The sequence below is a fragment of the Eubacterium sp. AF17-7 genome, from assembly GCF_003461285.1.
GTDB lineage: Bacteria > Bacillota > Clostridia > Lachnospirales > Lachnospiraceae > Eubacterium_U > Eubacterium_U album.
The window spans coordinates 1-14848 of record NZ_QTWU01000023.1; the positions used below are offsets into that span (position 1 = coordinate 1).

At 32.7% G+C, this 14848-nt stretch carries 15 protein-coding genes, 1 pseudogene and 1 riboswitch; of the genes and pseudogenes, 1 reads left to right on the top strand and 15 read right to left on the bottom strand.

From position 1 onward, the window contains the following. The 10 genes and pseudogenes from DWW96_RS13280 to DWW96_RS13325 all read right to left on the bottom strand — a co-directional run. A pseudogene (locus DWW96_RS13280) lies at positions 1–191 on the bottom strand (ketol-acid reductoisomerase); the annotation flags it as partial. Positions 192–450: 259 nt separating this feature from the next. After that, positions 451–1152 carry a FadR/GntR family transcriptional regulator gene (locus DWW96_RS13285; protein ID WP_022088421.1) on the bottom strand — a complete coding sequence of 234 codons (702 nt, stop codon included), beginning with the start codon at positions 1150–1152 and terminating at the stop codon, positions 451–453. 187 nt (positions 1153–1339) lie between these two features. Then, positions 1340–2527 carry a methionine adenosyltransferase gene (metK, locus tag DWW96_RS13290; protein WP_117910757.1) on the bottom strand — a complete coding sequence of 396 codons (1188 nt, stop codon included), beginning with the start codon at positions 2525–2527 and terminating at the stop codon, positions 1340–1342. 114 nt (positions 2528–2641) lie between these two features. Continuing rightward, positions 2642–2738, bottom strand: a riboswitch (SAM riboswitch). A gap of 184 nt (positions 2739–2922) precedes the next feature. Next, positions 2923–3387: a ribose 5-phosphate isomerase B gene (gene rpiB / locus DWW96_RS13295; protein ID WP_117910758.1), complete on the bottom strand. Its 465-nt coding sequence runs from the start codon at positions 3385–3387 to the stop codon at positions 2923–2925. Between the two features lie 233 nt (positions 3388–3620). Further along, the gene (locus tag DWW96_RS13300) at positions 3621–3857 is read right to left on the bottom strand and encodes a hypothetical protein (protein ID WP_117910759.1); all 237 of its coding nucleotides are present in this window, start codon (positions 3855–3857) and stop codon (positions 3621–3623) included. Positions 3858–3931: 74 nt separating this feature from the next. Beyond that, positions 3932–4354 carry a flavodoxin gene (locus DWW96_RS13305; protein WP_117910760.1) on the bottom strand — a complete coding sequence of 141 codons (423 nt, stop codon included), beginning with the start codon at positions 4352–4354 and terminating at the stop codon, positions 3932–3934. 134 nt (positions 4355–4488) lie between these two features. After that, positions 4489–5070, bottom strand: coding sequence for a DUF3793 family protein (locus DWW96_RS13310; RefSeq protein ID WP_117910761.1), 582 nt, complete (start codon positions 5068–5070; stop codon positions 4489–4491). A gap of 395 nt (positions 5071–5465) precedes the next feature. Beyond that, complete coding sequence (gene pyk / locus DWW96_RS13315) at positions 5466–6878, bottom strand: pyruvate kinase (protein WP_117910762.1); 1413 nt, start codon at positions 6876–6878, stop codon at positions 5466–5468. Positions 6879–7280: 402 nt separating this feature from the next. After that, positions 7281–7880 (bottom strand): DUF4352 domain-containing protein, encoded by a 600-nt coding sequence (locus DWW96_RS13320; RefSeq protein WP_022088434.1) that lies wholly within the window; start codon positions 7878–7880, stop codon positions 7281–7283. Positions 7881–8246: 366 nt separating this feature from the next. Beyond that, positions 8247–9326 carry a serine/threonine-protein kinase gene (locus DWW96_RS13325; RefSeq protein WP_022088435.1) on the bottom strand — a complete coding sequence of 360 codons (1080 nt, stop codon included), beginning with the start codon at positions 9324–9326 and terminating at the stop codon, positions 8247–8249. Between the two features lie 87 nt (positions 9327–9413). On the opposite strand from DWW96_RS13325, the gene DWW96_RS13330 reads away from it, so the two are divergent. After that, complete coding sequence (locus DWW96_RS13330; RefSeq protein WP_117910763.1) at positions 9414–9866, top strand: hypothetical protein; 453 nt, start codon at positions 9414–9416, stop codon at positions 9864–9866. Positions 9867–9993: 127 nt separating this feature from the next. Here the strand turns inward: DWW96_RS13330 and cysK are convergent, their stop codons facing one another. The 5 genes from cysK to nifU all read right to left on the bottom strand — a co-directional run bounded on the left by cysK (position 9994) and on the right by nifU (position 14846). Next, the gene (gene cysK, locus DWW96_RS13335) at positions 9994–10923 is read right to left on the bottom strand and encodes a cysteine synthase A (protein WP_117910764.1); all 930 of its coding nucleotides are present in this window, start codon (positions 10921–10923) and stop codon (positions 9994–9996) included. Between the two features lie 232 nt (positions 10924–11155). Then, on the bottom strand, positions 11156–12463 hold the full coding sequence (locus tag DWW96_RS13340; protein WP_117910765.1) for an O-acetylhomoserine aminocarboxypropyltransferase/cysteine synthase family protein: 1308 nt from the start codon (positions 12461–12463) through the stop codon (positions 11156–11158). A gap of 403 nt (positions 12464–12866) precedes the next feature. Continuing rightward, positions 12867–13091 (bottom strand): hypothetical protein, encoded by a 225-nt coding sequence (locus DWW96_RS13345; RefSeq protein ID WP_022088439.1) that lies wholly within the window; start codon positions 13089–13091, stop codon positions 12867–12869. Positions 13092–13121: 30 nt separating this feature from the next. Further along, positions 13122–14195, bottom strand: coding sequence for a tRNA 2-thiouridine(34) synthase MnmA (gene mnmA, locus DWW96_RS13350; protein ID WP_117910766.1), 1074 nt, complete (start codon positions 14193–14195; stop codon positions 13122–13124). A 213-nt stretch (positions 14196–14408) separates the two neighbouring features. Then, positions 14409–14846, bottom strand: coding sequence for a Fe-S cluster assembly scaffold protein NifU (gene nifU / locus DWW96_RS13355; RefSeq protein ID WP_022088441.1), 438 nt, complete (start codon positions 14844–14846; stop codon positions 14409–14411). Positions 14847–14848: the final 2 nt, after the last annotated feature.

Sequence of the window (14848 nt, forward strand, 5' to 3'; positions counted from 1 at the left end):
AATCCCTGCTTTTCAGCCTTAGCCCATGACTTGCTTCCTTCATATAAACCAATGATGACATCGCATCCTGATTCCTTTAAGTTTAATGCATGTGCATGTCCCTGACTACCATAACCGATGATTGCGATTGTCTTTCCATCTAATAATGAAAGGTTACAATCTTCCTGATAAAATATTCTTGCTGTTTCCATAATATTTTATGCCTCCTATTTAATTAATCTCATTTATAAAAATGTTTATTTTTTTCTTATAGTTTTGTATTATATCGCTCGCGTTGTCTTATGTCAATAGTGTTGTCTGTTTTCTTCGCAAAAATTTTTATGCAAACTTTTTATGTCTGTCTTGTAAATCTAAATTCTCCCCCCAATTTATTATGCTATTTTGCAAATTTTTACGGCAATTTCTTACGCTTTTACAATAATGGGTACTGCTTTGTTTTAAATCATTTAGTTAAGCCTTGTTATTACCCTGATTTTTATTTATTTCTAACTGGTCAATAGCATGCATGATATGCACCCGCATTGCACTTCTGGCACCTTCTGCATTTCTATTTTTCATAAATTCCATAATCATTCTATGCTCTGATATAACCTGCTCTACAGGAATATGCTCTGTTTCATACAAATAAACACCTTTTTCAATTGACTGATGCAGTACAGGCTCTAGTTGATTTATAAATTCATTATGAGTTGCATTTGCAATGGAGCAGTGGAACATCATTTCTTTATGTGTATAATCTATGCCTTTTAAAAGCAGTTCTTCTATTTCTTTACCTATGGCAAATATTCTTTCTAGTTCTCTATCTGATGCCCTTATGGTCGCATAATACGCTATCTCCGGTTCAAATATAAGACGCATTTCATAAAGGTCATCTATATCAACCTTTGCTGAAGCCGTATCTTCAAGACCTGCTACCATTTTAGGAGTGTAATCTTCTCTTATAAATGTTCCTTTTCCCCTCTTTATTTCCAATACATTTCTTGCTACTAAAATACGTATTGCTTCTCTTAAGGTAATTCTACTTACTCCAAGTTCTTCAGATAACTGAAGTTCATTTGGAAGTTTATCACCGGGATTATATTTTTTTTCAACTTTTATCATCGACATTATTGTCTCTGCAACATCATCCGATAATCTTTTATTTTTTCCCATAATAATCTCCATTCAAAAAAACCACATAGCCATATTGTTTTTTGGCCATGTGGTTTATAATTCAAAATATAATATACAGGTTCAAAAACACCTAAATTATAGTTATGCTTTTATTTCAATATAATTTAATCCCTTTGCCTTATCAGGCCTCAAGTTGGGGGCCTTTGACCCCAACATCTTAACATATCTATAAGTATTTCTTTAATACATCAACTTTGTCTAATCTCTCCCATGGAAGGTCAAGATCAGTACGTCCAAAGTGACCATAAGCTGCTGTCTGCTTGTAAATCGGTCTTCTCAAATCTAACATTTTGATAATTCCTGCCGGTCTTAAATCAAAGTTTTCTCTAATGATATCTACTAACTTATCATCATGAATCTTTCCCGTTCCAAATGTATCAACCATTATTGAAGTTGGCTGTGCAACACCAATTGCGTATGATAACTGAATTTCGCATTTTTCAGCAATTCCTGCTGCTACAATATTTTTAGCTACATATCTTGCTGCATAAGCTGCTGAACGGTCTACCTTTGTGCAGTCCTTACCTGAGAAAGCTCCGCCGCCGTGACGTGCATATCCACCATAAGTATCAACAATGATTTTTCTTCCTGTAAGTCCGCTGTCACCATGTGGTCCACCGATTACAAAACGTCCTGTAGGATTGATAAAATATTTTGTATCCTCATCTAACATTTCCTTAGGAAGTACCGGTTCAAATACATATTTCTTTATGTCTTCATGAATCTGTTCCTGTGTAACATCAGGATCATGCTGTGTTGATAATACTACTGCTTCAATTCTTACAGGCTTATCATTTTCGTCATATTCTACTGTTACCTGACTCTTTCCGTCCGGTCTAAGATATGCTAACACTCCATCTTTTCTTACTTTTGTAAGCTGTTTTGTTAATTTGTGAGCTAATGAAATTGGAAGTGGCATTAATTCTTCTGTTTCATTTGATGCGAAACCAAACATCATACCCTGATCTCCTGCACCAATTGCTTCAATTTCTTCATCACTCATCTTGTTTTCTTTTGCTTCTAATGCTTTATCAACACCCATTGCGATATCTGTTGACTGTTCATCTAATGCAACTATAACACCACATGTATCTGCATCAAAGCCATATTTTGCTCTGTCGTATCCAATCTCTCTTACTGTATCTCTAACTATTTTCTGAATATCAACATAACCTTTCGTTGTAATTTCACCCATAACTAAAACAAGACCTGTTGTAATTGATGTTTCACATGCTACTCGGCTCATAGGGTCCTGTCTCATTAACTCATCCAATATTGCATCTGAAATCTGGTCACAGATTTTATCAGGATGTCCTTCAGTTACTGATTCTGATGTAAATAATCTCTTCTCCATCATCGTTCTCCTTTTCTTAAACTTTATCTAATTTATCTTTTAGCAGATTTATCCAAAATTTCATAAAAGAAAATCCACTGTTTTAAACAGTGGATTTGAAATCAAGGTTTTCAAATCTTATTGATCGATTGCTCGCTCAGGTGGGCACCTTCCATATAGGGGTTGCCGTGGCATCACAGATCCTTGTATCTCCGCCAACTCTGAATAAGATAAATTAATCATTTTATTTAACTAACAAAAGTAGAATAATACATTCATTTCTTTCCGTCAACCATTATTTTATGAACGCTATATAAAATATGAATCTTTTTTGATAATCTATATATAAAATTGCACTTCTTAGCCTGTATCTACATATACATTATAAAATGTTATTCCACTTTATTTCACAAATATTATTTGCTATATTTTTCTTCTATTTCTGTAATCATCTTTACTCTGTTCTCATGTCTGCCGCCTTCAAATTCAGCTCCAAAAAATTCGTCAAGAATCATTTTTGCCAACTCTTCTCCTACTACTCTTGCACCAAATGCAATTATATTGGCATCGTTGTGCATTTTTGTAAGCTTAGCTGAATATGGATCACTGCATACTGCTGCTCTAACGCCCGGAACTTTATTAGCAGCCATTGAAATACCGATTCCTGTTCCACACATTAAAACACCATAATCAACATCACCTTTAACAACTGCTTCGCCGACTTCCATTCCTTTCTTAGGATAATCGCACTTAATGATTTCTCCATTTTCATCATAATTAGTACCGTAATCTACACATTCATAGCCTTTTTCTTTCATATAAGCTATCATCTTATCTTTTAAATCTACTGCTGCATGATCGCATCCAAAACCAATCTTCATAATTTGTTCCAACCTTTTCTTTTTATGTTTACTAAATTTATAAGTTTTATTCTACCATAAGTACGTTTTATCATAAGTATTCTGTGTGACTGTTACCAAAATTTTGTAGTCTAATTCTAATTAGCTGATTCTTACTTATTAATCCTTTACTTATTCAAATGAAACCTTTTTAATAATACATCATATTCAGTTATTTTCAATCATTTTGGCAAATATTTGCTAAAAATACATGTCTATCTGTCTCCAAATATATGCAAATATAAATCTTCTAATGTTGGTGAAGCCTTTTTTGCATTGTCCACATCCGGAATCCCATCACATAAAAAACGCACCCTAATCTTTGCATATTCTTTTGACAAACTTGTAACTGTATATTTGTTCATAATTGAATTTACATCCTGTTCATTGATTTCTGCTTCATATACAACATCTTCAATACCTTTTAACAGATTTTCAGGAGTAATTATCAAATCTTTTTTTTGCTTTATATCAAAGCTATTTCACCTTTGAGATTGTTTTGTATAAACAATATTTTATTATGACATTAAACTAATGCTGCTCCAAGAGCTTTACATGCTGCAAGGGCTTCTTCATCAGGCATTTCATTAGCAATTACACTATCTGTTGCAAGTTTAATTCCTGATGCTGCACAGTCAGCTTCCCAATTTTCCATCCATTCGCCTGTTCCCCAACCGTATGAGCCAAATAATGCTACTTTCTTTCCCGTTAATTCAGGTTTGCACTCATCAAACATTGGTGCAAATTCGCTTTCTTCCAAAACTTCGTCTCCCATGGCAGGGCATCCAAATGCAATTCCATCATACTCTTTTACTTTTGCTGCACCAAAATCTGCTGCTGCAATTAATTCGGCTTCTGCACCTGCTTCTTTTATTCCCTCAACTATAGCTGTTGCCATTGTTGATGTATTACCTGTTCCTGTCCAAAATACTACTGCGATTTTACTCATTTGTTAAAATCCTCCTTATTTATATTTGCTTATGATTATTCATAAGTTTTTTATTATATGATATTATTTTCAGAATATAACTGACTAATTATTATGTGCTACGTGTTATAACTAATCTGCCTACTTATATTCATTTAAGCTGCAACTGTTAATTGCATAACACTACGCCCACTAATCCAAAGATTCATATAAATATCTCTGCATTTTTTATATTTACGAAATGTCTTTGTTGCCTCTTCTTCATTGCAATATACTTTCCAATAACCTGTACATTTGCAATTGCACCCATGATTTTCAATAAAGCCTTTTACATCACCTATTGGATATCCTAAAAATATTCCTATTTCATGTGGAAACTGATTTAACTTTTCAAATTTCTTCTTTAACTGGAGTATTATGTTTTCGCAATTAACGCCTCCGACAATTTCATTGTCATCAATCAAATATCCATGATTTAATAAGAAACTTCTTATTTCATCCCTGTTTAATATTTTTTCCAAATCTGCTCTTCTGTAAACATATATAAGGGCTTTATTCACTCCCACGTTTTCTGACAAAATGTCAAATGTAATACCTTTTCTCTTCATTTTTGAATTCCAATAAGTCACTCTTACATGAAGCTCTTTTAGTGATTTATATGTATATGTAAATAGGCTTGCTGCCTTAATAGACGCTAACGTTGGAGAACAATGCTCTATTAACTCCTGTTCAAACATATTGCCTACCTCCCAAACATTTTAATTCCTGCCTTTAGTTAGTTGTAGCTAACCTGTAGGTCAAAAAAATTACGGGCTTTATCAGTCATAAGTCGTGTTTCATTGGAGGTAGAAACTTACTTATGACCTAAACACTTTCGTGTTGCATTATGCCCGATTTTATAGGTGCAGTTAGTTGTTAAAACTTTGTGTTAGTCTTAACTAACTACAATATACTTTACATTCTTTTGTTTGTCAATATAAATTTATAGAAATAATCTTTTTAGTAACAATTAATCTAATTAAACATACAATGCAATGTCTAAAAAAGAACTGCAAATAAAAGCATTCACAATTATTTGCAGTTCCTCTTTAATTTAAATTTTTCTAATTATTCATCTTTCAAAATCAGCTAATTAAATTCTTTCCACTTTAATTAAGTTTGTATTACCTGATGTGCCATTTGTATATCCACCTGTAATTACGATTCTGTCATCTTTTTCTAAGCCAAGTACTTCTTTAGCTGTTTTCTTAGCTGTGTAGAATAAAACTTCTGTAGAATCAAATTCTTCTACCATAATAGGTGTTACACCCCATGATAAAGCTAATTTTCTCCATGTCTTCTCATTTGTTGTAAGACCTACAATATCAACCGGTGAACGGAATCTTGAAATCATTCTTGCTGTCATACCTGATAATGTACATACAGCAATTCCTTTTGCCTTAATATCAATAGCCATACCACATGTTGCATGTGAAATAGCATCTATTTCATTTCTAATCTGGAAATCAAAATTTCTAAATCTTTTATCATAATGGATACTCTGTTCTGTTCTTTCAGCAATCTTAGCCATTACTTCTACAGCTTTTACCGGATATTTTCCTGCTGCAGTTTCTCCTGATAACATGATTGCACTTGTTCCATCGTAAACAGCATTGGCAACGTCTGATATTTCAGCTCTTGTTGGTCTGATATTTGTAATCATTGACTCTAACATTTCTGTTGCTGTAATAACTCGTTTACCAAGCATACGACACTTGGTAATCAAATGCTTCTGAATTGCCGGAAGCTCTTCGTATGCAATTTCAACACCCATGTCACCACGGCCAATCATAATGCCTTCACAAGCTTCGCAAATTTCTTCAATATTATCTACACCGGCCTGATTTTCGATTTTTGCAATGAGATCGATATCTTCACCGTCATTTTCTTTCAAAAACTGCTTAACATCTAATAAGTCCTGCTTCTGTGATACAAATGAGCATGCAATGTAAGCAACTTCGTTTTTAATTCCGAATAAAATATCCTGTTTATCCTGTTCGCTTAAATATTTCTGCTTTAATACTTTATTAGGAAAACTCATGCTCTTTCTATCTGACAAAATACCACCTACTGTAACTTCTGTGATAATGTTGTTTCCCTTAATTTCTTTTACGACAAATTCCATTAAACCATTATTTAATAAAATTCTGTCCCCTGCATTTAAATCCTTGTTCAAATTCTTATAAGATACAGAGACTATTGTCTGGTCGCCTTCTACTTCATCAGTTGTAAAAGTAAATGGGTCTCCAGCCTTTAATTCAATCTTTCCGTCTTTAAATGTTCTAATTCTATATTCTGGTCCCTTTGTATCTAACATAACCGCTATAGGAAGATTTAATTTTGTTCTAACTTTTTTAATTATATCAATTTTTTTCTGCTGTTCTTCGTGTGTGCCATGTGAAAAATTGAGACGCGCAACGTTCATTCCTGCTTTACACATGTCTGTAATGATTTTCTCGTCTGTAGATGCCGGTCCTATTGTACATACAATCTTTGTTTTACGCATTATTCTTCTCCTTATACGCTTAATTTACTTAATTTGAATTTCCAAAACCAAGGATAGATATTTGAGAAATTATATTTGAAATATTATACCAAATACATATTACCTAACCCCATTTATAATACAAATATCCTTTATTTATTTCAACTGTTTTTTCCTATTTAAAGAAAAATACACTTTTTGGCATTAAATACTTTATTTTTGAAACTAAAAAGGAAAAAATCCTTTAAGTATAGGTTGTGCCATTTTAGAAAAATTATCCATTTTCTAAGCACATCACCTTAACTTAAAGGATTTTATGTTTTTGCAAATATTTTATTGTCGAGGTATATTCAACTGATATGCAATCTATTGTTTAATTTGCTCCCATTTTTTATATTATCCGTATTTGCATTTTTATTTCACTTACTGATATACAAAAATTATCTTATCAGATGTAAGGAAATTTATATCATATTCTATCTTTATTTCTTTTGCATCTTTAGGTACTTCAAAAAATATCTTTCCTTTTGTTTTTCTTCCCTTTGAAAGAGTTGCATCTAAACTTTCCTGATCAAAATCATAATATGATTTGCAATCATATCCATCTGCATAACACGAAAAATCACCTGTAGAAATGTATTCATTATCATCTGATATATTTTCAAATTCAAATGTAGCATATATTATTTTGTTTCCCTTTGCCGGTTCTGAATATTCACTATAATCAGTAAATTCACCACAATCCAAAAAAGAGACTTTCAAACTTTTAGTTTCAACTACATCACCTTTTGCAAACTCAGTCTGTACTGACTCTTCCTGTTTATCATTTTTAGAATCAGCATCGTCTTTATTTTCATCATTAGAATCTTTCTTTTTGTCATCTGTCTGTGACACTTTTTTAGGGTTTGAATCAGTTCCTGATTTATCTGAATCTCCTGAGTTCCCCCCTGCTGCTGCAATTATGATTACTACAATTACTATTGCTGCTATCCACCATTTTTTCTTCTTTTTCTCGCCTGCCATAATTTTCCTGGTATGATGTATTTAAATTTAAACACACCTATACTCTCCTCCTTCTAAAATGTTATTTCTAACCGGATTAATTTTTGAAATCAAAATTTATTTCGTAAATACTGAAAATATAATCAATAAACTTATGACTACTTTAAGTTTCTGAAATCAATTTTTTTCAAATCCGTGTCTGATTTACAACTATTTTATAGGATTTGTGGAAATATTTGGTATGCTGTCAGCATACAATTATTAAATTGTAAATTTGCATTAATTTATTAAATTTCGTGGATAGTTTTATATGTATATTTAATTGCAATTTGCAAACTAAGCAAACAAAACTAAGCTTAAAGTGACCTTACATTTATAACTTACAATTTATATAATTATCAATGCAACAACTATTAATAATACGAGAATTGTAACCGGATAAATTGCAAATCCAATCAATCTTATCAACATATTTTTTTCTTTTACAATCGGAAGTCCGTCTCTTATTCCTCTCCAATTAAAGTAAATTGCTACTGTAACTAATTCTGTTATTAGCATAATTATCTTGAACACTATATCTTCTTTTGTCTTAACAACCGGATTAGAACTACTTGACTCCATCGCCATTGCAAGACTAATCATACTTGCATATCCTGCCAATGCAATTAACATATTAGCAATCTTTCCGCTTCTAAATCCAGGTGGCAAAAATGACTGTTTTATTTTTTCATCAGTTTCATTACACTGAAAACTAATTCTTTCGCCCAATTTATTATTTAATGCCTGCTCTAACTTTTCTATATTTTTATATCTTTTTTCAGGGTCTATAGATGTACATTTATCTATTATTCTTTTAAGACTCTTTGTTTCTTTATCAGGATACTCATCAACCATGAGTATATTTTTCATTAGCATTCCTATCGAATAAATATCTGACCTGCAATCCGTCTGTGCAAAACCACACTGTTCAGGTGATGCATATCCTTGTGTTCCCATTATTACTGTATCAACACTTTGATTTTCGTCATATTCCCTTGAAATGTTAAAATCTACAAGATATACAACATCATCATTTGAAACTATAATATTTGTTGGTTTTATGTCTCTGTGAATAATAGGCGGATTCATATTATGTAACTGTTTTAAAATATTACACAACTGTTCCATGATTTTTTTTACTGTTTCCACATCAGTTTTATTATATTTTTTGTCCAAAGTCAGTCCATGTATATATTCTTCTATAATAATAAGTTCTTTCTCATCTTCTATAATTTCATATACTTTTGGAATTCCTTTGATTTGCCTGTTTTTCAAAATTTTATATATTTCTATATTATAATTTTTCAAAGTCTTTTTAATGTATATTCCATCGTTTACAGTATTTTTTACTAATTTCACATTTTCATGTTTTCCCATATCGGACAGTTCTTCGTAAATTGACAAAATATATTTTTCTCTGTTAGTCATATTGATTTCCCTTTACATTTTTAATAAACTGATGTAGTTAATATTATACACTATTTTTGATTATCGTAAAAGAAAGGACGTTTTAATTTGAACAAATCAGACATAAAAAATTTATCAGAGAAACCTACTGATGATCTTTTAAAGATATTAAAATCTGCTAACAATCAAAAGGATTTAAAATCATATATTTCATCAAATTTAGATGAAGAACTGAGCCTTGGCGAATATTTGGGAAATAAACTTACTGAGAAAGGGATTTCTAAAAGCCAGGCAATTAAGAATTCAAATCTCGATAGAACTTATGGTTATGAAATTTTTAAAGGTCAAAAGGTTATCGGACGTGAAAAACTAATCGCACTTTGCATTGGAATAGGTCTGAATCTTACTGAAACGCAGCGTGCTCTCACTATTGGCAAACAAAAAATCTTATATGCAAAGGATGCAAGAGATTCTATAATTATTTTTTCCATCAATAATAATTACTCAATCATGGAAACAAATGAATTATTGTTTGAAGAGAATTTTGAACCTATAAAATAATAGTTACAGAAACGGTTCTAAACTTTACTCAAAACCTGATAAGCAGCACAGAAAGCAATATAATACACAAAACTCCCAACCTGTTAGGGCTGAGAGTCTTTGTGTTGTTATTATATATACATAATTCCTACTGGAATAATGGAGTTGAATAGTATCTATCACCGCTATCAGGTAATAGAACTACAACATTCTTTCCTTTGTATTCAGGACGCTTTGCTACCTGAATTGCTGCATAAAGGGCTGCTCCTGATGAAATACCTACTAACACACCTTCTTTAGCTGCAACTTTCTTTCCATATTCAAATGCAACTTCATTTGGTACTGCAATAATTTCATCATATACTTTTGTATTCAATGTGTTTGGTACAAATCCTGCTCCAATCCCCTGAATTTTATGTGGTCCTGATTCACCCTTTGATAAAACAGGTGATGTTTCCGGTTCTACAGCTACTATCTTAACGTTAGGGTTCTGTTTCTTTAAATATTCGCCTACACCTGTAATTGTTCCACCTGTACCTACACCTGCAACAAATACATCTACGTTTCCATCTGTATCTTCCCAGATTTCAGGTCCTGTTGTTTTTCTATGTGCTTCAGGGTTAGCCTGATTTTCAAACTGTGCCGGAATAAAGCTGTTTTCGATTTCTTCTGCTAATTCATTTGCCTTAGCTATAGCACCTTTCATTCCCTTAGCGCCATCTGTAAGAACAATCTCAGCTCCATATGCTTTAATAATGTTACGTCTTTCAATACTCATTGTCTCAGGCATTACGATAATGCTCTTATATCCTTTAGTTGTTGCAATTGCAGCTAAGCCGATACCTGTATTACCTGATGTTGGTTCAATAATTGTTGAACCTGGTTTTAATTTTCCTGTACGTTCAGCGTCTTCAATCATTTCTTTTGCAATTCTATCCTTTACGCTTCCTGCCGGATTGAAGTATTCAAGTTTTGCTAAAATCTTTGCTTCAACACCTTCAGTTTCTTCAATATGTGTAAATTCAACTAATGGTGTATTTCCAACTAATTCTAAAGCTCCCTTATATATCTTTCCCATAATAATCCTTCTTTCTTTTCTTGCGGGTTCCGTTGTCTTTTTACGCTTAATGCGTTTTTTGCGGGTTCCGTTTTATTTTTATTACAAATTTTATTATACCACGATATTTTGCAATACATATATTTATATTATATTACATTGGTATCAAAATTCTCCAACTTTAATGCCTCCGGATTGTTCCGTGCTACGCGCTCCCACAATCCTACCCAATATTCGCATATCGTGGGTATCATTATTTCACTGCTTTAAATGCTTCTTCTAAATCTTCAATAATATCATCGATATTTTCTGTACCAATTGATAATCTGATTGTGTTTGGTTTGATTCCTGAACCTAAAAGTTCTTCTTCTGTCATTTGTGAATGAGTTGTTGATGCAGGATGAATAACTAATGATTTAACATCTGCTACATTTGCCAACAATGAGAATAATTCAAGATTATCAATGAAATCTTTTGCCTTCTGTGCATCACCTTTAATTTCAAATGTAAAGATTGAACCACCACCGTTAGGGAAATATTTCTTGTATAATGCCTGCTGTTCAGGGTCCTTTGATACTGATGGATGATTTACATTTTCAACCTGTGGATGATTATTCAAATATTCTACAACCTTTAATGCATTCTGAACATGTCTTTCAACTCTAAGTGATAATGTTTCTAATCCCTGTAAGAAAATAAATGCATGAAATGGTGAAATTGTTGCGCCTGTATCACGAAGTAAAATAGCTCTGATTTTTGTTACAAATGCTGCAGGTCCTACTGCCTTTGTAAAGCTCACACCATGATAACTTGGATTTGGTTCAACTAATGAAACAAACTTTCCTGATGCTTCCCAATCAAATTTACCGCTATCAACGATTACACCACCGATTGTTGTTCCATGTCCGCCGATGAATTTTGTTGCTGAATGAACAACGATGTCTGCACCATATTCAATTGGTCTTACAAGATATGGTGTTGCAAATGTATTATCGATTACTAATGGAATCTTATGTGCATGTGCAATATTTGCAATCTTTTCAATATCTACTACGTCTGAATTTGGATTTCCAAGTGTTTCAATAAATACAGCCTTTGTGTTTTCCTTAATTGCTGATTCAATTTCTTCATAATTAAATGGATCAACAAATGTTGTTGTAATTCCGTATGATGGAAGTGTGTGTGCTAAAAGGTTGTATGTACCACCGTAAATGTTCTTTGCTGCAACGATGTGGTCACCGTTCTGTGCAAGGTTTTCAATTGTATATGAAATTGCTGCTGAACCTGATGCAACTGCTAATGCTGCTACACCACCTTCAAGTGCTGCAATCCTCTGTTCAAAAACATCTTCTGTAGGATTTGTAAGTCTGCCGTAAATATTTCCTGCATCTGTTAATCCAAATCTTGCTGCTGCATGGTCGCAATTTTTAAATACATATGATGATGTCTGATAAATTGGAACTGCTCTTGCATCTGTAACCGGATCCGGATTTTCTTGTCCTACGTGTAACTGTAATGTTTCAAATTTTAAATTTCTTTCTGCTCTTGTTTTCTTTGCCATAATGTTTACTCCTTATCTTTCCTCAAGTATTAATTATGTATACTACTTTCCAAATAATTTTCTCTACTTAATAACAACAACACATTCGATCATCTTTTGGAATATAGTATGTTTCTTGTACAAAACTTACCATGTTTTATCCTCGCTTTTAATTTCATAGTTTTCATAGTAGAACGCTATGATTTATCAACTGATGCTATAATATCCTACTTTTCATAGTATGTCAATAGGAATTAAGCTTTTTTTTTAATTCTTTTTATATAAAATTAATTACGGATGACTCTCAAATTTTGAAAATCATCCGTAATTATACTTTTTCATTTTAAATTTTATTCATTTTGCTATAAATTTTTACGGATAACTCTGCGATACGCACTATGTTTCCGTAATATTCCACTATCGCTTACTCATCAATTGCATCTGTATTTGGAATGTCTACACATTCAGGATTCTTTACTGTTCCTTTTGCCCATGCGCTTCCAACATCACAACGACCATGATGATGAACTTCTCTTACTTCACCGTCTTTTACGCCATCAGATACATTTAAATTAATTCTGCTTGTCCCTGCTGCTACTTTTCCATCTAACATATTAATAATATTTTCAATATCTTTTTCGCTTGCCATATTTTTTTCCTCCAAATAAAATCTTTCACTTTACTTAATTACTCCACCGCAATACACATAATCATCCATGTAAAATACTGCTGCCTGTCCCGGCGTTACAGCTCTTTGCAGCTCGTCAAATGTGCATTTAATTGTATTTTGATCTATTGCTTCAACAACACATGGTGCTCCTTTATGAGAGTATCTAATTTTTCCAACAAGTCTTACCGGTTCGTTTATTGATTCAACTGCCATATAATTTACATTCTCCACAATCACTTCTTTTGTAAATAATGCATCATTTTCACATAAAACGATTTCGTTTGTGTCCGCTTTGATTTCTTTTACAAACATTGGCTTACCAAATGTTACACCAAGTCCTTTTCTCTGTCCTATGGTGTAATGCGTTATTCCTTTATGTTTACCTACAACTTCGCCATCTTCTAATATAAAATTCCCGGGCATACATTTAGTATCTGACTCTTCTTCTATAAACGAAGCATAATCATGGTCCGGCACAAAGCAAATATCCTGGCTGTCAGGTTTGCTTGCCACTTCCAAACCAACCTTCTCTGCTATTTTTCTAATTTCATCTTTTGTGTATTCTCCCACAGGCATTAACGTATGAGCTAACTGTTCTTGAGTTAAATTGTATAAAGCATATGTCTGGTCTTTTTCGACTGTTACTGAATTTCTTATTGTATATCTGCCATTTTCCAATTTTATAATTCTTGCATAATGACCTGTTGCGATATAATCTGCCCCTATTTCCATGGAGCGCTTTAAAAGCGACTCCCACTTTACATAACGGTTGCAGGCAATACATGGATTTGGTGTTCTTCCATGCAAATATTCATCTACAAAATAATCTATAACATACTTTTTAAAATCAGTTTTAAAATTCATTACATAATATGGAATATCAAGTCTGAAAGCTACCCTTCTTGCATCGTCAACTGCTGACCAGCCACAACATCCACCTTCATGTTCCATTGTTATATTATCTTCATCCTGCCATATCTGCATTGTTGCTCCCATAACATCATATCCCTGCTCTTTAAGCAAATATGCTGCCACCGATGAATCAACACCGCCAGACATACCAACGACTACTTTTTCTGCCATAAAACTCTTATCGTTCCTTTCATTTTAAAATTACAAAAATTTTATTTTTCTTTTTTAGATATACTTTTTATATCCACATCATTTTATCATTATAAATGAAAAAAAGCGAGAGGTTAGTGAAGCAAACTATAAAGTTAACATCTTTTAACAACTATAATTTACAAAATCCTCTCACTTTTATAAATCCCAGGGTCCTATTTCAATTTTTGTAGTTTAATATTCTTCTTCCTCTTCTTTTTCACTGATGTCATTAACCGGCTTTTCAAGACCTTCAATCTTAATATTATGCTTTTCTGCATAATCCCATAATGCTGCGTGAATTGCCTCTTCTGCTAACAATGAACAATGTACTTTTACAGGTGGAAGTCCGTCTAACGCTTCCATAACTGCTTTGTTTGTTACCTCCAAAGCCTGCTGTATTGTTTTTCCTTTTACAAGCTCAGTTGCCATACTACTAGTTGCAACTGCTGCTCCACATCCAAATGTCTTAAACTTAACATCCTGAATTATTCCATTATCATCAATATCTAAATACATTCTCATGATATCGCCACATTTAGCATTTCCAACTGTACCAACACCACTTGCGTTTTCTATTTCGCCGACGTTTCTTGGATTCATAAAATGATCCATAACTTTTTCACTGTACATAG